Raw genomic sequence first — 16,833 nt, 5'->3', positions numbered from 1 at the left:
GCTTCGGACAGCGATCGGGCGCGGGCGGCAGCCGTCGCCGCATCGACCTGGACCGCCGTGCTGGGAGTCGCGGGCACGGGGTTCCATCTCTACGGGCTGCACCGACGCTACGGGGGTTATGACCGGCGTTCGTTCCTGTTCAACTGGCTGAACGGTCCGCCGGCTCCGGCACCGTTGCAGATGGTCGGCCTTGGGCTCGCAGCGGAGAGAGCCATGTCATGAAAAGCTCCCCCTTCGAAGGTTTCGACCCGTTGGCGCAGTCTGACCATTGGGAAGACCGTACCCGCGAGCTGGTGCTGGCGCGGATCGAACAGGTTCCACCCCGCCGTTTCTTCACCGAGGATGAAGCTCAGCTGCTCGACGCCGTCGTCGACAGGCTGCTTCCACAGCCCGACCGCAACGCTGACGACGCCGTCCCAGTCACCCCTTTCATCGATCAGATGCTGTTTGAGGATGACACCGACGGATTCCGTAAGGACGGCATGCCGTGGGACCAGCAGGTATGGCGGCTCGCGCTACGCGGATTCGAGGAGACTTCGGCGGCCAGATATGGCATCGGATTCACAGAACTCAGAAACGAGCAACGCGACGACGTGCTCGCTGCCGTGCAGGCCGGTGAAGCCGAGGGGCAGACCTGGCGGGAAATTCCCGCTGCCGCCACCTTCGACAAGGTGATGCAGGAGCTTGTGGAGGTCTACTACGCCCATCCCGCGGCGTGGGCGGAGATCGGCTGGCCCGGTCCGGCGAGCAAACGCGGTTACATGCGAACCGGTTACGGAGAGCGTGACCCATGGCAGCCGAAGGAATCCGCGCCGGCGTCGTCCGTGCCAATGGTGAGAGATCGCCGTGCGGGGACTGGCCCCTCTGGCTCCGGCGGAGGCCTCCATTGAGCGCCCGCGATGAGCTGGACGCCGTGGTGGTCGGCGTCGGTGCCGCAGGCGCGGTGCTGGTGCGCAAGCTCGCCGCCGCAGGATGGCGGGTGGCCGGTCTGGACGCCGGTCCCCACTGGGATCCCCAGACCGACTTCCTGTCCGATGAGCGGGCGATGACCAAGCTGTTCTGGCGCGACCGCCGAGTCAGCGCCGGGGATGACCCGATCGAGCTGGCGGGCAACGTTACGGGGAAGGGTGTCGGCGGCAGCACCACCCACTACTCGATGTATGCGCTGCGCTTGCATCGTTCCGACTTTGAGACGCACACCCGTGATGGGGTCGGCTCGGACTGGCCGCTCAGCTATGAAGATCTCGAGCCGTACTACGACGAGGTCGAGCGCGAACTGGGTATTGCCGGGCCGCTGGATTGGCCGGTGGGACGCCTCCCGCCGTGGACGCTATCCCTATAGGCCTCACCAGCTCAACGGTGTCGGCGAGGTGATGGCCCGTGGCTGTGAAACCTTGGGCATCACCTGGCGGCCCGGAGCCATAGCTACGCTGTCCGCCCCGAAAGGGCACCGTCCGCCGTGCGTGTACCGCGGCTGGTGCATGTCGGGGTGCACCACAAATGCCAAGTCCAGCACGCTTGTGACCTATGCTGCGGAAGCGCTCGCCGAGGGCGCCCAGATCCGCCCAGACTGCATGGTCCACACCATCACCACCGATCCGCAGGGCCGTGCCCGCGGCGTCGTCTGCTCTCAACGGGACGCGCAGGGACGGGTGAGTGAGCATGAGGTGCGCGCCCGAGTGGTCATCGTGAGCGCCTACTCCATCGAGACGCCGCGATTGTTGCTCATGTCCGCTTCGTCGCAGCACCCACAGGGGCTGGCGAACAGCAGCGGGCAGGTGTGCAAGGGGCTGATGATCCATGGGTCAGACATCGTCTTCGGCCGCTTCCCTGAACCGGTCTCCCAGTTCAAGGCCCCGCCTCCGAGCACCATCACCCAGGACTTCTACGAGACCGACCCCAGCAAGGACTTCGTCCGCGGGTACAGCATCGAGACCGTCGGTCCACTGCCCGGCAAGTTCGCAAAGATCGCCGCCTCCACGCTGGGCTTGTGGGGCGAGAGTCTGCGCGAGTTCATGTACGACTACAGTCATTACGCCGGGCTCGGCCTCGTCGGCGAAACCATGGCCCAGGACCGCAACGGCGTCACACTTTCGGACTCCGAAACCGACGCATTCGGCCTGCCGGTCCCTGTCGTTTCCTTTTCCTATGACGACAACGACAAGAAGATCCTGGATACCGGCACCGGCACCGAGCGGCGGATCCTCGAAGCCGCCGGGGCGGAGGCCACCTTCAGGGTGCCCAACACTGCCCACCTCATGGGCGCATGCCGCATGGGCGACGACCCATCCACATCCGTGGTAGACCGCAACTGCCGGAGCTGGGACGTTCCCGGGCTCTACGTCTGCGACGGTAGCGTCTTCGTCACGTCGGGGGCCTCCAACCCAAGCCTCACCATCCAGGCAATAGCCGCCCGTACGGCTGACCAGCTCATCACGGCCGGTCGACAGGGTGAACTATAGGCCCACGTGCACCATCGAAGGAAGGAGACACCGTGAGCAGCACAACCGTCGCCGACGTCTTGGTCGAGCGTTTGCAGCACTGGGGCGTGGAGGAGGTGTTCGGTTACGCCGGAGACGGCATCAACGGAATCCTTGGGGCCATGAACCGGGCCGGCAACAAACCCCGCTTCATCCAGTCCCGGCACGAGGAGATGTCCGCCTTCCAAGCGGTCGGATACGCCAAGTACGGCGACCGGCTGGGGGTCTGCCTCGCTACGTCCGGTCCGGGTGCCATACACATGCTCAACGGGCTATACGACGCCAAACTCGACCATGTCCCCGTCGTGGCCATTGTCGGGCAGCAGCCGCGGCACGCGTTGGGAGGACACGCCCAACAGGAAGTGGACCTGCAGTCGCTGTTCAAGGATGTTGCACACGAGTATGTTCACACCGCAATGACACCCGAGCAGTTTCCCGGGCTGCTCGACCGTGCGATCCGTATCGCGCTGAGTGAACGGACACCCACATGCATTATCGTGCCGGCGGACTTGCAGGAGGTCGACTACACCCCGCCGCCACACGCACTGAAGTCGCTGCCCACCTCCTCGGACTACCGACCGCCCCGCATCCTGCCGGAGGGGGAGGACCTGGCCCGGGCAGCCGAGGTGATCAACGCCGGTTCGCGGGTAGCGATCCTCATCGGCAGCGGAGCCCGCAAGGCCTCAGCCGAAGTGGTCGAACTGGCGGAGATCACCGGAGCCGGGATCGCCAAAGCCCTACTGGGCAAAGACGTCCTGGCCGATGACCTGCCATACGTGACGGGGGCCATCGGACTGCTGGGCACCAAGCCCAGCTACGACCTGATGATGGACTGCGACACCTGGTCATGGTCGGCACCGGGTTCCCTTACCCCCGCTTCCTGCCCGAGTTCGACCAGGCGCGCGCCGTCCAGATCGACATCGACCCCAAAATGCTGGGCCTGCGCTATCCAACCGAGGTCAATCTCGCCGGAGATGCCAAGGCCACCCTGCAGGCGTTAATGCCGCTCCTCAAGACCAAGAGCGACCGCTCGTGGCGACAGACGGTGGAGTCCAACGTCGAAGAGTGGTGGCGTATCGTCGAGGCCCGGGCTATGAACGACGCCAAACCCGTCAATCCACAGCGGATCTTCTGGGAGTTGTCGTCCCATCTGCCCGATGACGTCATGATTTCCGCTGACTCGGGCTCAGGAACCAACTGGTACGCTCGCGACGTCAAACTGCGTGAAGGTATGCGGGCATCCCTGTCCGGGACGCTTGCCACCATGGGCCCGGCAGTACCCTATGCCATCGGCGCAAAGTTCGCGCACCCCGACCGGCCGGCGATTGCCCTTGTGGGTGATGGGGCGATGCAGATGAACGGCATCAACGAGCTCATCACCATCAGGAAGTACTGGAAGGACTGGGCCGACCCCCGCCTGGTGGTTATGGTCCTGCACAACCAGGACCTCGCCCAGGTCACCTGGGAGATGAGGGGCATGGAAGGTGATCCGAAATACGAGGCTTCCCAGGACATTCCCTCGTTCCGCTATGCGCAGTACGCCCAGATGGTCGGGCTGCAGGGGATCATGGTCGACCACCCCGAGCAGCTTGCATCGGCCTGGTCGACGGCGCTCACCGCCGACCGTCCGACAGTCCTCGAAGTCATAGCGGACCCGAACGTGCCACCGATCCCGCCCCACATCGACCTGAGCCAGATCAAGTCCTACACATCCTCCGTGCTCCACGGGGACACCAACCGGGTGGATATGATCAAACAAGGCGTCAAGGGCATACTCGCCGAGTTCAACAAGTGAGCAGGCTTCCCAGGATCACGCGTGTGCAGGCCGCGGCCTGCACCGTGCCCACCGATCAGCCCGAGTCCGACGGCACCTCACCTGGGACTCCACGACTATCATCATTGTCCATGTTGACGCCGGCGGTGCGACCGGCCTCGGCTACACCTACGCGCACCCGGCCGCAGTTGTACTGGTCAACGAACTGCTGAGCGATGCAGTCACCGGCGTCAGCGCCCGGGACATCGGCCTGGCGTGGCAGCTGATGCTACGGGCGGTACGGAACCTGGGACGTCCAGGACTGGCCTCGGCGGCACTGTCGGCCGTCGACGTCGCCCTGTGGGACCTCAAGGCCAGGCTGCTGGGGGTTCCTGTGTCCGCTCTTCTACCGGTCTTCCGATCGGAGGTGCCGGTGTACGGAAGCGGCGGCTTCACCTCCTACACCGATGCGCGGCTCGAGCAGCAACTCGGCCAATGGGTCAGCCAGGGAATAACCCAAGTGAAAATGAAAGTGGGTCGCGACCCAGAGCGCGACCTCGCCAGAGTCCGGGTCGCACGTACCGCCATCGGCGGCGCTGAGTTGTTCGTGGACGCCAACGGAGCATGGGCGCGCAAACAGGCTCTTCAGTGGGCAGAACGTCTCGCCGATTCAGCCGTCGCAGTCGGCGCACATCATCCGACACTTCTGGATTCCAGTCTGGGACTTCCCCGACGGCGCCGTGTCCGGGCAGAAGGTCCTTCAGTACCCGAGCACGCTGCTGGTGATCGCCCCCGACTATGCGATTGTCAAAGGCCCCGAGTTGGGTCTCTCGCACAAGGAACTGCGGGGAACGCCGTGGGCCTTCGGTGTCCTGTTTCAGGCCGCCGCGGGGTACCGGCTGCATGGTGCCCAGCTCCCCAAGCTGGTCAACAATGAGCGGCCGCTCTCCAGCGTGGACACGATCCCCGGCGGCGAAGGGCTCATCCGTGACGTCCGCGCTGAAATGTCCGCTGCGCCGTCGTCGTTGGATGTTCACTCAAGGTGCATGGCGCTCACGGCCGCGGCGCTCGCGCCCATCTGCGGCCCGCTGGATGCCGAGGACAAACTCATCAACGCCATCACCGACCAGGTGGAGACGTCGCCGTCCCTCACCCGGGTGGACAAGCTCGCCGCCCATGCGGGCCTGGACGAGCGGGCGCTGCAACGGTTGACCCGGAAACGGCTGGGTCTCAGCCCCAAATGGCTGATTCAACGACGGCGGCTGCAGGAGGCGGGAGTCCGGCTCGCCGCTGGCGGAAGCACGGTCAGCGATGTGGCATCTGACCTCGGCTACTCCGACCAGGCGCACTTCACCCGGGACTTTTCGCGCGTGGTCGGCATGACCCCGGGCGGGTACCTGCGGCTCAACAACCCCTGACGGGCCAGCCGGCCCCTGCATCTGAGGGCTAGAGATCTGAGAGCTAGGGAGGACTAGAGGTGAGTTGTGGTCACCGGCAGTGACGAATCCGTGCCGAAGGCAATCCCGCTGGGCGTTCCGCCATCCATGATGATCCGCGCGGCCAGCGCCGCAACCATCGCCCCGTTGTCCGTGCACAGCCCAGCAGGGGGTATGGTCAGGCTGATTCCGGCATCGTCGCACCGCTGAAGCGTCACAGCGCGCAGCCGCGAGTTGGATGCCACTCCCCCGCCAAGCAGCAGGTTGCTGATCCCGTTTTCCCGGCATGCCAGCACAGCCTTGGACGTGATTACATCCACCACGGCTTCCTGGAACGACGCAGCGATATCGGCCACCGGCACCGGAATCCCGCGCGCCTCATACTGTTCCACGCTGCGGGCTACAGCGGTTTTCAAACCGCTGAAGGACCAGTCGTAGCGGTGCGGCCCTGGCTCCTCGGCAGAGCCCATGTACTTGGGCTGCGTCAGTCCGCGAGGGAAGCGGATCGCCGTCGGGTCACCCTCCCGGGCGATGTTGTCGATGGCGGGACCGCCGGGATAGCCCAGCCCGAGAATGCGTGCCACCTTGTCATAGGCTTCGCCCGCGGCGTCGTCAATAGTGGATCCCAGGAGCTCGACGTCGGAGGCCAGATTGCGCACCCGCAGGATCTCCGTGTGTCCACCCGACACGAGCAGGGCGCCCAGGTTGGACGGCAGTTCTCCGGCGCCCAGGAGGCCAACCCCCACATGCGCCACCAGGTGATTGACAGCGAACAGCGGTTTCCCAGTAGCCACTGCCAGCGCCTTCGCCGCGGCCACACCCACCATCAGCGCGCCGGATAGCCCCGGCCCCGAGGTCACGGCCAGCGCATCCACGTCCTCCAGCGCCACTGAAGCCTCTGCAAGTGCCTGCCGGAGCGTGGGCAGGAACGCATCAAGGTGGGCGCGGGACGCTATCTCCGGTATGACGCCGCCAAAGCGCACATGCTCCTCCATCGAGGAGGAAACGGTGTTGGCCAGCAGCGTGGTCCCCCGCACGATGCCTACACCCGTTTCGTCGCAGGAGGATTCAATCCCGAGCACCAGCGGCGCTTCCATAGTCACGGCTCCGTCCGTTGGTGGGCAAGCTGCAGCCTCATCACCTGCGCGTCCACGCCATCACGGTAATAGCCCCGCCGGGTGTGGATCTGCTCGAACCCAAACAGTTCGTAGAGAGACCGAGCCCGCCCGTTGTCCGCACGGACTTCCAGCATCACTTCGAGCGCTCCGCGCCGGCATGCCTCCGCCAAGAGTTCCGTCAGCATGGCCGTACCGATTCCCCGGCCCTCGCACTCCGGCAGCACGCCGATGGTCTGAATGTCCGCCGTCGTGGCCATGGACATGACACCGGCATAACCCACCAGAGACCCTTCAACCTCCGCAACAAGATAGTGCCGCGTTTCCGGCTGGGAAAACTCCTCGAAGAACATGTGCAGCGGCCACGCATCAATGGGAAACAGACTGTGCTCCAGCTCGCCTACTGCCGGGATATCGTCGAGCCGCATGGGACGGAGCGTGAAACTCATAGCGTCGCCTTCTTCGGCGGTCCTGGAACTTTGGCGTCCGACTCACGCAGATACAGAGGCGTAGTGTCCCGGAGCGGCAGGCCGGTAGACAGCGCAAGATGGGCCATCCGCCCCAAGGCACCAGCATCAGGAGTCAATTCTGTAAAGCCCTTAACGGAATTCAGTCGATCCTCGTACAGGCCTGCCCCCCTGCCGAACACCGGAAGGGGTGGCAGGCCCTCCGGCACCCCGACGTGAGGACCGTCCATGAGCTGGGGCGCCGCTGAACCGCCGCCGTACCGGGCCCAGTACACTTCCTTCCGGCGCGCGTCAGTGGCCACAATAAATTCGCCATCGGCATGCGCGGCCACCTCCAACGCCAGCGCATCCAGGCTCATCACGCCGTGGACCGGCACGTTCCAGACAAAAGCCAGCGTCCGCGCCGTCGCGATTCCGGCCCGCAACCCGGTAAACGGACCGGGCCCCACCCCCACAGCGAGCGCGTCCACCCGCGGGTCGTCGGCACTGCCCAGTAGGTCCCGAATGGCCGGGGCTAGCACCTCGGCATGCGAGCGAGTATCGGTCGTGGCAAACCGGCCAACCACAACGCCATCATCCACCAGGGCAGCACTGGCCGCGGCGGAGGTATCGATGGAGAGGATCAGCACCGTATCAGCCTAGACCAGCAGGCCCGAGGGAACGTCGGCCCAGCGCGGCCCAAAGGCCTCCACGCGCATGAGGCGCGGCTCGGCGTCGTCGTACTCCTGGTCACGTACGACGACGGCGGGATCCGGTTCCGCTGCCGTGTCACCGCCCAGGTGGCGCGTCAGAGTGATGTGCAGCCAGCTGTCCGCGAGATGCTCCGCGCGCCCGGCGCCCCACTCGACAACGGTGACAGCGGTGTCCATGGTGGATTCGAGGTCGAGGTCGTCGATCTCGGCGGAGGATGACAGCCGGTAGGCGTCCACGTGCACCAGATCCGGCCCATTCACCAGGGAAGGATGGATCCTGACCAGCACGAAAGTGGGCGAGATGATGCCCGCCCGGACACCCAGCCCCCGCCCAAGCCCTTGGGTGAACGTGGTTTTTCCGGCGCCGAGCTCACCGGTGAGGATCAGCAGGTCGCCGGCCCGAAGCTGCTTTCCCAGCGTGGCGGCGGTTTCCTGCAGGTCCGCGGCGGAAGCAACCTCGGTCTCCCGGGACCAGCCGGGTTCACCGGTCACGGAGCCACGTCCGAATCGACATAGCTGCGCACTACGCGCGGGCTGATCCTCGTGACAATTTCATAGTTGATCGACCCGGAGGCCTGGGCCCAGTCGTCGGCGGTGGGCGTGCCGTTGCCGTCGCCAAAGATGACCGCTTCGCAGCCCAGGAGAGTCTTGTCCGTCCCTGCGATTCCCGTGGCTTTCAGGTCAATGACCATCTGATCCATCGCGATGCGGCCCACCACCGGATAGCTCCGGCCGTTGACCGAAACCGGCGCACCTGTTGCCACCCGGGGAACGCCGTCGCCGTAACCAACCGGGATCAGCGCCAGGGTGGTTGCCTCGCCGGTCCGGTAGGCAAGTCCGTAGGAGACGCCCTGGCCGGCCGGCACTTCCTTGCAGTTTGCAATGGTGGTGCGGAATGTCATGGCGGGGCGGAGCCCAAGCTCGGCGGAGGTTTGGCCTTCGAACGGGGACAAACCGTACATCCCGATGCCTATCCGAACCAGGTCGAAGTGCGAGTCGGGGCGGGACAGTGTGCCCGGCGTGTTGGCCAGGTGCCGCACTTCGAGATCCACACCCTGGTCCTCCGCCACGGCCACGGCTTCCCGGAAGCGTTCGATCTGTTCATCGGTTTCATCACGGTGTGGTTCGTCCGCAACGGCCAGGTGCGAGAAGACACCCACTACCCGGAGCAGTCCGTCCTCCTGCTGTTCCAGGGCCCGGCCGATCAGTCCGTCCCACTGCTCCGGCGGGCACCCATTGCGTCCAAGCCCCGTATCGACTTTCAGATGCACGCGGGCAGGCCGTTCAAGTCCCCTTGCCGCAGCCACCACGTGTGCGAGCTCCCAGCCCGACACGCCAAGATCCACGCCGAGTTCAATGGCGGCGCTGAAGTCACTGTCCTTAGTGTGCAGCCACGCGAGGATGGGGGCGTCAATGCCGGCTTTCCGCAGCTCGATGGCTTCGGATATGTGCGCCACTCCGAGCCACACCGCTCCGGCCTCCAGAGCCGCTTTCGCCACCGGAACGGCTCCGTGGCCGTAGGCGTCGGCTTTCACCACCGCCATCACGCGGGCAGGGCTGGCAACGTCAATGATGTGCCGGACATTATGCCGGATTGCCGCGAGGTCAATCTCCACGCGGCGTTCAGCTGGAAAACTCACAGCCCCATTCTGTCAGGTGGGGGCTTGGGCCACTGCATTTAGTTGGGGAATAAGGGTGGTGCGATCTCGCCTATGTCGGTTTTCCTTCGGCCGGGTTAGTGCTGAGACTGGAGCAAGCAAGAAGATTAGTGACAGTTGTAGGTGCTGTGCGGAGGAGTCGATCCTCGACCGGTGCCTGATGGTCCTCGAGGCAGAACACAACCCCGCCGGTACTGTCCCTCTCATGGAGGACCTGCGGACTGTGCTGAAGGCACGTCCCGCTCAGGTGCGGGAAGTCGCCCTGGGCCGGGGCAGCGACGAGCGATACGACACCATCACCGAAGGACTCGAAAGCTCGCTGAACTCGCTCTGCGGAGCCGGCGCGTTCGGTGACATGTTCTCCAAGCAGTCCACCCACAAGATCGACGCGACGACGCCGATGGCGTTCGACCTCTCCCGGATCTCGCAGGCGGAGAACGACCTGCGGGCGGCCACGCTCATGGCGTGCTGGTCCGCCGGGTTCGGGACCGTCACGACGTCGAACATGCTCGCTGACGACGGCGTGATGGAGCGCCAGCGGTTCCTGGTGATCCTCGATGAGCTGTGGAACACCCTCGCGGCCGGTCCCGGCATCGTGGATCAGGTCAACGCATTGACCCGCCTGAATCGTGAGTGGGGCGTCGGTCAGATCATGGCCTCCCACACTCCCTCTGATTTGAAAGCAGTCAAGGACGAAGCCGACCGCCACAAAGCTCAAGGCATCATGGACCGCTGCGGCATCAAGATCCTCGGCGGCCTCGCCCGCTCCGAAATGCCACTGCTCACCCAGTCCGTGCCGCTGAGCAATCGCGAGCAGGAACAGCTCGCGGCATGGCAGGACCCGCCCGCCTGGAACCGCGCCGGCGACGACGTTATGCAATACACCAACGACGATGTCTTCCGCCGTACGGACGAATCGTTCACGGATGACGAGTTGAATGCGTGGCTGCAGGACGACGACAACGCCGCCTGGTACAACGATGACCGGTCCGCCCAGCCCCCTCCGGGGCAGGGCAAGTTTTTCATCAAGGTCGGCTCGCGGGCGGGCATCCCGTTCTCGATGGAGTTCACCCCGACCGAGCGCCGGTCGCGTGTCCATGACACCGAGAAGAAGTGGCACAAGGCCAAGCGCACCGCTGCAGAGGAACGAGGCGAGCTGTGAGCTCACTGGACCGCAAGCACAAAGCCGGCCTCGGCGGCGAGACAGCCCTGCTGGTCGTACTGATCCTCGCCCTCGTCGGCATCCCTGGTGCCCTGTACGGGTTGAACACCCTCGGCCACCAGCTCGAACCGCGCCGCGAGGGGATTCCGACCGGGTTCTGGCCCCGATCCCTCGGAAATTTCACCGGCACCCTGCCATGGCGGACCACGGAGGTCTACTTGCTCATCGCGGTCGGCGTCCTGCTACTGGGCCTGTTCGTGCTGTTCATCGTGCACAGCATCCGCAAGGGCAAAAGACACGTCAAGCACGACCGCGCCGCGGTGCGCATGGCGTCCCTGAAGGACGTCGCCCCGTTCACCGAGAAGCAGGTTAAGGCCAAAGCCGCACGGTTCGGCATGAACACTGACCAGGCTCCTGGCGTGATGCTCGGGCGGATGGTGCGCGGCGGGAACACCCTCTACGCATCGTGGGAGGACACACTCCTGCACATCTGGGGCACCCGAACCGGTAAAACCACGACGCAGGCCGCGCCCTCGATCATCGAGGCACCGGGACCCGTGATCGCGACCTCGAACAAACGCGACCTCTCCGACCTCACCCGCGACATCCGCGCCGAGAACGGCGACGTCTGGATCTTCGACCCACAGAGTGTAGCGGGCGAGACACCCACTTGGTGGTGGAACCCGCTCAGTTACGTCACCGATGCCGAACGGGCTATCGAAATGGCGAGTAACTTCGCCCTCGGCTCGCGGTCTGTCGGAGCTAAGGCTGACGCCTACTTCGACACCGCCGGCAAGGACCTGCTGGCCGGCTACCTGCTCGCTGCAGCGGTCAGCAATCGACCCATCAGCCAGGTCCACTCATGGCTGTCTCATGCCGAGCAGAAGGAGGCCTCCACTCTGCTCCTCGAAGCCGGCTGGCGGAAGGAAGCCGACTCGATGGGCAGCACCATGGCCCTGCCCGACAAGCAGCGTGAGGGCGTCTACGGCACAGCGCGTCAGATGGCGACGTGCCTGAAGAACGAGAAGATCGCCCCCTGGGTGAACCCCAGTGGACCGAATGATCCGCGGCCTCAGTTCAAGCCCGAGGAGTTCATCAAGGGCAAGCACACCTCTACGCGCTGTCCAAGGAAGGCTCCGGCACCGCCGGTCCCCTGGTGACGTCGCTGACGGTGGCCACGGCGACTGCCGCCGAGGAATACGCTGCAACCCAGCCGGGCGGCCGCCTTGCGGTGCCGATGATCTGCGTGCTTGATGAGGCCGCGAACGTGTGCCGGTGGGAGAACCTGCCCGACCTCTACAGTCACTACGGTTCCCGAGGAATCGTGGTTTCTACATTCCTACAATCCTGGTCTCAGGGCGTCGACGTGTGGGGCGAGTCTGGCACGAAGAAGCTCTTCTCCACGGCCAACGTGTTTACCTACGGCGGCAACGTGAAGGAGGAGGGGTTTCTCAAGATGCTCTCCGAGCTGGTCGGTCAGTACCGGTACACGTCGGTGTCCACCTCGAGGCAGAAAGACAGCCGGTCCACGAGCCGCCAGGACTCCACCGACGACATCCTGTCCGTCGCTGACCTTGCAGCGATGCCGAAGGGCCGTGCCATTATGCTCGGCTCCGGATCCCGGGCCGTCCTGCTCCGCACTGTGCCGATCAGTGACCGCCCTTATGCCGATAAGGTGGCCGCGTTTGAGGCTGCCCGTTCCAACCCGCCGGCTCCGGTGAAGGTACAGCAGCCACCGGTTGCCGCCGCTGGGGGCAACCGGTGGTCGACCATGGTGAAGGAGTAGATCAGGAATGGATATGCAGTCGCCGTTCCAGCCTGAGGACGAGTTCGACCGACTCGTTCAGGGGACGACAGAGGATGACGAGGCGGACGATTCGACGGACACACCGGATGGTGGCCCCGAGTTGTTCTTCCCGAACCTCGAGGTGTTCGTCACGGACTTCCTCATCCATCACTATGCCCGCCCCGTCGACCCGATGGGGCACGAGAAGGAGTTCACCTGGTGCAGCAGCTGGTGGGCGCACACAGAGGCTGTCAGCCGTCTCAGCGCCCTATGGAGGGCGTGGGAAACACTCAGACTCGATGGGGGAACCGGGATGTCTGACTGGTGGAGAAATCACGCTGATCCGACGATGCGGGCACTGTTCTACAGCAAGGGACCATTCAAGGGCTGCACGCTGACCGCTCATGCACCGGCCAGCAAACCGCTGCCTGTTGTACCGGCGCCGGAAGGCCTGTTTTCCAGCCCGTAGGACCCGTGCGCAGAAAGAGATGCGATCAGATGACTTCTTCGCTTGGTGCTGCACCAGCACCACAGTGGTACAACCAAACTCAGCGGCAGCGGCCGAGCAGCTTGGCGTTGGCAGAACAAGATCAGTGCGAGGACCTTATTAGAGGCATTGTGCGTTAGCCGGCGAGAAGTGAGGATGCTTCCTGGGAGGCGGAGCCGGAGTCGTCGAGGTGCGCGAGTTCTGAGGGCAGTTCGAGGCCCTTCTTGCGCATGGACCGCGCCCAGAGGCGGCCCGCACGATAGGACGAGCGCACAAGCGGGCCGCTCATGACGCCGAGGAAGCCGATCTCTTCCGCCTCCTCACTCAGTTCGACGAATTCGCCGGGCTTCACCCAGCGATCGACCGGCGTCTCGGCATTGCGCGCCTCGATGCGCAGCAGGCGAGGCTCTCGGGGGCAAGGCTCACAGCGAAGCTCCTTTTGACTGGATGGACCCGCTGTAGCCGGGCAGTAGTGGTCCCCGTTGTGTGGGGCTGCAGTAGCTTGCTTGATCGCGGGGACTTTCGATGGACGGCGTGCCTGGTCCTTGTCGAGGTGCAGCGGGGACGCTACGGAGGAACCTATGTGTGTTTCCGTCCGACTGTCGTCGCTGACGTGCTCCCGAAGTTGAACCCTGAGGAGGTGGAGGACGTCCTGACGTTCCGTGGCGTCCTTGAGCCCGCAGCGGCATCACTGGCCACTGGGGCGCGGCTGTCTCCGGCACAGCGCAGCCACCTGCTGAAGGCTCTCGATGAAGTCTCTCGGGCGTCGACGGGTGAATATCGCCCAAAGGATGCCCGATTCCATGTCGCGATTGCCGAGGTGGTCGGATCGCCGAGCCTCGCCCATGCGGTGGCGGATGTACGTTCGAAAGCTAGCGACCTTCTGGATCGGATCCCGCTTCTTGAGCCGAATCTAGAGCACTCGAACCGGCAGCACCAGGACATCGTCGATGCAATCCTTAGGGGCGATGTGGAGGGCGCTGAGAGGGCGTCCCAGGACCACCTTCATGGCACCGCTTCGCTGCTCCGAGACTTCCTCGCCCCTACCTGAGCGGGCACAAAACACTATCGATGCGCGGTGCATGTTTCCGAGTTCCCTACCCTTACAGGTTGGTCGTAGGTCTAGGTCATGTCCCGCTGCTGCAGGCCGGTCGCGAACCCCACACACATTTGCGTATTCGACAGGTCTAGCGCTAACGTGGGTCGCGTATCACTACAAGTGAACTGCTTATGATCTGCGGCGGGAGAGTTCTGCCGGTACGTGTAGCAGGCGCCGTAGGAGCAAACCCTCCCCGGGAATCTCTCAGGCCCGTGTACCGCCGCGGCAAGGCAACTCTGGAAAGTAGTCCGGCCAACCGGACTCACCGACGGTGCAAGTGGCGTCCTGCTATCAGCAGGGCAAAACGGAAACTCTCAGGTCCAATACAGAGCGGGGAGGAACCCAAGTCATCGTGGCGCTTTGCGCTGCCTGAATTATGGAGTTCCTTTCATGACGGCTCAATCTTCTCCGGTTATTTTCGCTGACCGCCATATCGGTGCCCGGCGCCAGTCGGACATCGACACCATGCTCAAGGCTGTGGGCTACGACAGCGTCGACGGTCTCGTTGACAGCGCGGTTCCTGACTCGATCCGTATCGACGGACCGCTCTCATTGGGCGATGCCCGCAGTGAAACCGAAGTACTGGCTGAACTCCGTGAGCTGGCGGCCAAGAATAAGACCGCCGTTCAGATGATCGGGCAGGGTTACTACGACACCATCACGCCACCGGTCATCCGCCGCAACGTCCTGGAAGCTCCCGCTTGGTACACGGCCTACACCCCGTATCAGCCCAAGATCTCGCAGGGCAGGGCCTAAAAAGTTTTGTCCTCCGTCTTCCGGAGGGCTTTGTTGCCGAGATCGGGGAGTTCCATGGATTCAGCGTTGCCTTCTGTGCATGATGAGGTATTCCGACGTAACCCGGGTGAGACGGAGTTCCACCAGGCTGTGATCGAGGTCTTCGACTCTCTGGGCCCGGTGTTCAGGAAACATCCCGAGTTCGTGGACGCTGCAGTATTTGTTCCGGTGAACCGGGCAGCCAGGACTGCCCCTACTACATCGGCCCCGGAAACGGACTAAGAACCACGTCCGCAAAAAATTCCTGGCCGTGGGCCTCGGAAAGGCACCAGTCAACCCTGCCTAACCGCCGCCACGACGCAAAAGCAGCAATTATTACCGAAGAAGATCGATCACAATCTCGATGAGGAGTGGAACAGCATGCAGCAACTCGCGAACCGGCTCGAACGTCTGGGCACCGAAACCGCCTTCAGCGTCGCCCAGGCCGCGGCCGCCTGGAAGGCGAAGGGGAACCTCGTGTACCCCTTCCATCTCGGCGACATCAACATCCCGACGGCCCCGCATATCATCGAAGCCATGAACCGGGCCATCGCCGACGGCTATACGGGCTATTGCCCGGGCCCCGGCATCCCGCAGTTGCGCGAGGCACTCGCCGACGATCTTGGGGCCCGCCGAGGTATTGAGTTCGCCCCTGACAACGTGGTCGTGATGACGGGCGGCAAGCCCGTGATCACGAAATTCCTGCAGGCGGTCATGAACCCCGGCCAGGAAGTGCTCTATCCCAACCCCGGCTTCCCGATCTACGAATCGCAGATCGAGTACCTCGGTGGCACAGCGGTGCCTTACCGCTACCTGCCCACGAGCGAGGGCTTCGCGATCGATCTCGACCAGGTGCGCGCATCGATCACCCCGAATACTGTCGCAATCATCTACAACGACCTGCAGAACCCCATCTCGGCTGAGTCGACGTCGGCCGAGCGGGAGGCTATCGCACAGCTCGCCCAGGAGCACGACCTCTGGGTACTCTCCGATGAGGCGTACTTCGAGACGCGCTATGAGGGTGTCTCCAGCTCCATCGCCTCGCTTCCCGGCATGGCGGAGCGCACCGTGATCCTCTACACGTTCAGCAAGAAGTTCGCCATGACCGGATCCCGTCTGGGCTGCGCCGTCGCCCCGATCGAGATCGCCAAAATTCTCAGCACACTCAACACCAACGATGAGTCGTGCACAACGCACTACGTTCAATGGGCCGGCATCGAAGCGCTCCGTGGCACCCAGGAACCCGTACAGCAGATGCTCGACATCCTGCGCGAGCGACGGGATGCCGCATGCGAACTCGTGAACGACATCTCCGGCATGCAGGTCGCCGTGCCGAAGTCGACGTTCTACCTCTTCCCCGACGTCACCGAGGCCATGCAGCGCATGGGGTACACGGCAGTCGGCGATTTCGCCTCCGCAGCCCTGCACGAGACCGGCGTCTCCTTCTGCACACGTGAGCACTTCGGACGCCGACAGCCCGGCGAAGAACGGCAGTACATCCGGCTCGCCTACTCGGGCATCGACGTCGCTGACATCCGCGACGGCCTCGGCCACCTGCGCAAGTGGATCGAGACGGCATGAGCCGGGTCGTCGTCACGGGACGTGTACCCGAAGCCGCTATCGAAAAGCTTCGCGCCGAGCACGAGGTCGACGCCTGGCAGAGTCCGGAGTCGATTGGCCGCGAGGAGCTCCTGCGCCGGGTAGCCGGCGCCGACGCCGTGGTGAGCCTGCTCACCGAACGCATCGACTCCGAGCTGCTCGACGCCGCCGGCCCGCAGCTCAAAGTGGTCGCGAACGTCGCCGTCGGCTATGACAACATCGACGTGCCGGCCTGCACCGAACGGGGCATCGTGGCCACCAACACCCCTGGCGTACTCACGGACGCCACAGCCGACATCGCGCTCGGCCTGATCCTCATGGCGAC

Annotated in this window: 18 protein-coding genes, 4 pseudogenes and 1 riboswitch; of the genes and pseudogenes, 16 read left to right on the top strand and 6 right to left on the bottom strand. The window is 64.3% G+C overall.

Features of this window, described 5'->3' with window-relative positions:
• From Y708_RS29685 to Y708_RS23370, 7 genes are all read left to right on the top strand, one after another.
• Nucleotides 1-222: hypothetical protein (locus tag Y708_RS29685; RefSeq protein ID WP_028279295.1), on the top strand; the 222-nt coding region annotated here is incomplete at its 5' end.
• Nucleotides 219-890 carry a gluconate 2-dehydrogenase subunit 3 family protein gene (locus Y708_RS23385; RefSeq protein WP_051478719.1) on the top strand — a complete coding sequence of 224 codons (672 nt, stop codon included), beginning with the start codon at nucleotides 219-221 and terminating at the stop codon, nucleotides 888-890. The genes Y708_RS29685 and Y708_RS23385, both read left to right, overlap by 4 nt.
• Entirely contained in the window at nucleotides 887-1,342 is a 456-nt protein-coding gene (locus Y708_RS29680; protein ID WP_051478718.1) for a GMC family oxidoreductase, read from the top strand. Before Y708_RS23385 ends, Y708_RS29680 begins: the two co-directional genes overlap by 4 nt.
• The gene (locus tag Y708_RS27405; protein WP_275451101.1) at nucleotides 1,236-2,462 is read left to right on the top strand and encodes a GMC oxidoreductase; all 1,227 of its coding nucleotides are present in this window, start codon (nucleotides 1,236-1,238) and stop codon (nucleotides 2,460-2,462) included. The genes Y708_RS29680 and Y708_RS27405 overlap by 107 nt, the downstream gene beginning before the upstream one ends.
• 32 nt (nucleotides 2,463-2,494) lie before the next feature.
• On the top strand, nucleotides 2,495-3,481 hold the full coding sequence (locus Y708_RS30365) for a thiamine pyrophosphate-binding protein (protein WP_216699744.1): 987 nt from the start codon (nucleotides 2,495-2,497) through the stop codon (nucleotides 3,479-3,481).
• The gene (locus Y708_RS30360) at nucleotides 3,412-4,275 is read left to right on the top strand and encodes a thiamine pyrophosphate-dependent enzyme (protein WP_216699743.1); all 864 of its coding nucleotides are present in this window, start codon (nucleotides 3,412-3,414) and stop codon (nucleotides 4,273-4,275) included. The genes Y708_RS30365 and Y708_RS30360 overlap by 70 nt, the downstream gene beginning before the upstream one ends.
• 698 nt (nucleotides 4,276-4,973) lie before the next feature.
• Nucleotides 4,974-5,651 carry a helix-turn-helix domain-containing protein gene (locus tag Y708_RS23370; protein ID WP_051478714.1) on the top strand — a complete coding sequence of 226 codons (678 nt, stop codon included), beginning with the start codon at nucleotides 4,974-4,976 and terminating at the stop codon, nucleotides 5,649-5,651.
• A 53-nt stretch (nucleotides 5,652-5,704) separates the two neighbouring features.
• Here the strand turns inward: Y708_RS23370 and tsaD are convergent, their stop codons facing one another.
• Genes tsaD through alr form a run of 5 tightly spaced genes read right to left on the bottom strand, consistent with a single transcriptional unit; the run spans nucleotide 5,705 to nucleotide 9,583 of the window.
• Nucleotides 5,705-6,766 carry a tRNA (adenosine(37)-N6)-threonylcarbamoyltransferase complex transferase subunit TsaD gene (tsaD, locus tag Y708_RS0106475; protein ID WP_035775491.1) on the bottom strand — a complete coding sequence of 354 codons (1,062 nt, stop codon included), beginning with the start codon at nucleotides 6,764-6,766 and terminating at the stop codon, nucleotides 5,705-5,707.
• Between the two features lie 2 nt (nucleotides 6,767-6,768).
• Complete coding sequence (gene rimI, locus Y708_RS0106470; RefSeq protein ID WP_028279293.1) at nucleotides 6,769-7,233, bottom strand: ribosomal protein S18-alanine N-acetyltransferase; 465 nt, start codon at nucleotides 7,231-7,233, stop codon at nucleotides 6,769-6,771.
• Nucleotides 7,230-7,880, bottom strand: a complete 651-nt coding sequence (gene tsaB / locus Y708_RS0106465; RefSeq protein WP_028279292.1) for a tRNA (adenosine(37)-N6)-threonylcarbamoyltransferase complex dimerization subunit type 1 TsaB — start codon at nucleotides 7,878-7,880, stop codon at nucleotides 7,230-7,232. Before tsaB ends, rimI begins: the two co-directional genes overlap by 4 nt.
• Nucleotides 7,881-7,889: 9 nt before the next feature.
• Nucleotides 7,890-8,435 carry a tRNA (adenosine(37)-N6)-threonylcarbamoyltransferase complex ATPase subunit type 1 TsaE gene (tsaE, locus tag Y708_RS0106460; RefSeq protein WP_028279291.1) on the bottom strand — a complete coding sequence of 182 codons (546 nt, stop codon included), beginning with the start codon at nucleotides 8,433-8,435 and terminating at the stop codon, nucleotides 7,890-7,892.
• Nucleotides 8,432-9,583, bottom strand: a complete 1,152-nt coding sequence (gene alr / locus Y708_RS23365) for an alanine racemase (protein ID WP_035775489.1) — start codon at nucleotides 9,581-9,583, stop codon at nucleotides 8,432-8,434. The genes tsaE and alr overlap by 4 nt, the downstream gene beginning before the upstream one ends.
• A gap of 223 nt (nucleotides 9,584-9,806) precedes the next feature.
• Between alr and Y708_RS23360 the strand changes: the two genes are divergently transcribed.
• Genes Y708_RS23360 through Y708_RS23350 form a run of 4 tightly spaced genes read left to right on the top strand, consistent with a single transcriptional unit; the run spans nucleotide 9,807 to nucleotide 13,018 of the window.
• On the top strand, nucleotides 9,807-10,763 hold the full coding sequence (locus Y708_RS23360) for a type IV secretory system conjugative DNA transfer family protein (RefSeq protein WP_216699741.1): 957 nt from the start codon (nucleotides 9,807-9,809) through the stop codon (nucleotides 10,761-10,763).
• A complete protein-coding gene (locus tag Y708_RS23355) occupies nucleotides 10,760-11,923 on the top strand; it encodes a type IV secretory system conjugative DNA transfer family protein (protein WP_155853738.1) in 1,164 nt (387 codons plus the stop codon). Before Y708_RS23360 ends, Y708_RS23355 begins: the two co-directional genes overlap by 4 nt.
• A complete protein-coding gene (locus Y708_RS29050) occupies nucleotides 11,920-12,549 on the top strand; it encodes a TraG/TraD/VirD4 family protein (RefSeq protein ID WP_155853736.1) in 630 nt (209 codons plus the stop codon). Before Y708_RS23355 ends, Y708_RS29050 begins: the two co-directional genes overlap by 4 nt.
• A gap of 7 nt (nucleotides 12,550-12,556) precedes the next feature.
• Entirely contained in the window at nucleotides 12,557-13,018 is a 462-nt protein-coding gene (locus Y708_RS23350; RefSeq protein ID WP_155853734.1) for a DUF4913 domain-containing protein, read from the top strand.
• 154 nt (nucleotides 13,019-13,172) lie between these two features.
• Here Y708_RS23350 and Y708_RS0106435 read toward each other — a convergent pair.
• Nucleotides 13,173-13,403 (bottom strand): annotated as a pseudogene (locus tag Y708_RS0106435) (lipoyl synthase); the annotation flags it as partial.
• Between the two features lie 246 nt (nucleotides 13,404-13,649).
• Here Y708_RS0106435 and Y708_RS29675 point away from each other — a divergent pair.
• The 5 genes and pseudogenes from Y708_RS29675 to Y708_RS30900 form a co-directional block, all read left to right on the top strand.
• A complete protein-coding gene (locus tag Y708_RS29675; RefSeq protein WP_216699740.1) occupies nucleotides 13,650-14,087 on the top strand; it encodes a FadR/GntR family transcriptional regulator in 438 nt (145 codons plus the stop codon).
• Between the two features lie 180 nt (nucleotides 14,088-14,267).
• Nucleotides 14,268-14,365: riboswitch (glycine riboswitch) on the top strand.
• A 160-nt stretch (nucleotides 14,366-14,525) separates the two neighbouring features.
• Nucleotides 14,526-14,885 (top strand): annotated as a pseudogene (locus Y708_RS0106425) (glycine dehydrogenase (aminomethyl-transferring)); the annotation flags it as partial.
• 60 nt (nucleotides 14,886-14,945) lie between these two features.
• A pseudogene (locus tag Y708_RS29670) lies at nucleotides 14,946-15,089 on the top strand (glutamate dehydrogenase); the annotation flags it as partial.
• A gap of 201 nt (nucleotides 15,090-15,290) precedes the next feature.
• On the top strand, nucleotides 15,291-16,490 hold the full coding sequence (locus tag Y708_RS0106415; RefSeq protein WP_028279287.1) for a pyridoxal phosphate-dependent aminotransferase: 1,200 nt from the start codon (nucleotides 15,291-15,293) through the stop codon (nucleotides 16,488-16,490).
• Nucleotides 16,487-16,833: pseudogene (locus Y708_RS30900) on the top strand (D-glycerate dehydrogenase); the annotation flags it as partial. The gene Y708_RS0106415 and the pseudogene Y708_RS30900, both read left to right, overlap by 4 nt.

This window comes from Arthrobacter sp. H5 (assembly GCF_000520595.1).
GTDB lineage: Bacteria > Actinomycetota > Actinomycetes > Actinomycetales > Micrococcaceae > Arthrobacter_D.
This window is presented reverse-complemented; position numbering and strand designations above follow the sequence as displayed.

Bases quoted from the DNA above. Each gene is read 5' to 3' on its own strand.
- Y708_RS23385 (WP_051478719.1), top strand. From the start codon at position 219: ATGAAAAGCTCCCCCTTCGAAGGTTTCGACCCGTTGGCGCAGTCTGAC.
- Y708_RS27405 (WP_275451101.1), top strand. From the start codon at position 1,236: ATGAAGATCTCGAGCCGTACTACGACGAGGTCGAGCGCGAACTGGGTA.
- Y708_RS30360 (WP_216699743.1), top strand. From the start codon at position 3,412: ATGCTGGGCCTGCGCTATCCAACCGAGGTCAATCTCGCCGGAGATGCC.
- tsaD (WP_035775491.1), bottom strand. From the start codon at position 6,766: ATGGAAGCGCCGCTGGTGCTCGGGATTGAATCCTCCTGCGACGAAACG.
- rimI (WP_028279293.1), bottom strand. From the start codon at position 7,233: ATGAGTTTCACGCTCCGTCCCATGCGGCTCGACGATATCCCGGCAGTA.
- Y708_RS23360 (WP_216699741.1), top strand. From the start codon at position 9,807: ATGGAGGACCTGCGGACTGTGCTGAAGGCACGTCCCGCTCAGGTGCGG.
- Y708_RS23350 (WP_155853734.1), top strand. From the start codon at position 12,557: ATGGATATGCAGTCGCCGTTCCAGCCTGAGGACGAGTTCGACCGACTC.
- Y708_RS0106415 (WP_028279287.1), top strand. From the start codon at position 15,291: ATGCAGCAACTCGCGAACCGGCTCGAACGTCTGGGCACCGAAACCGCC.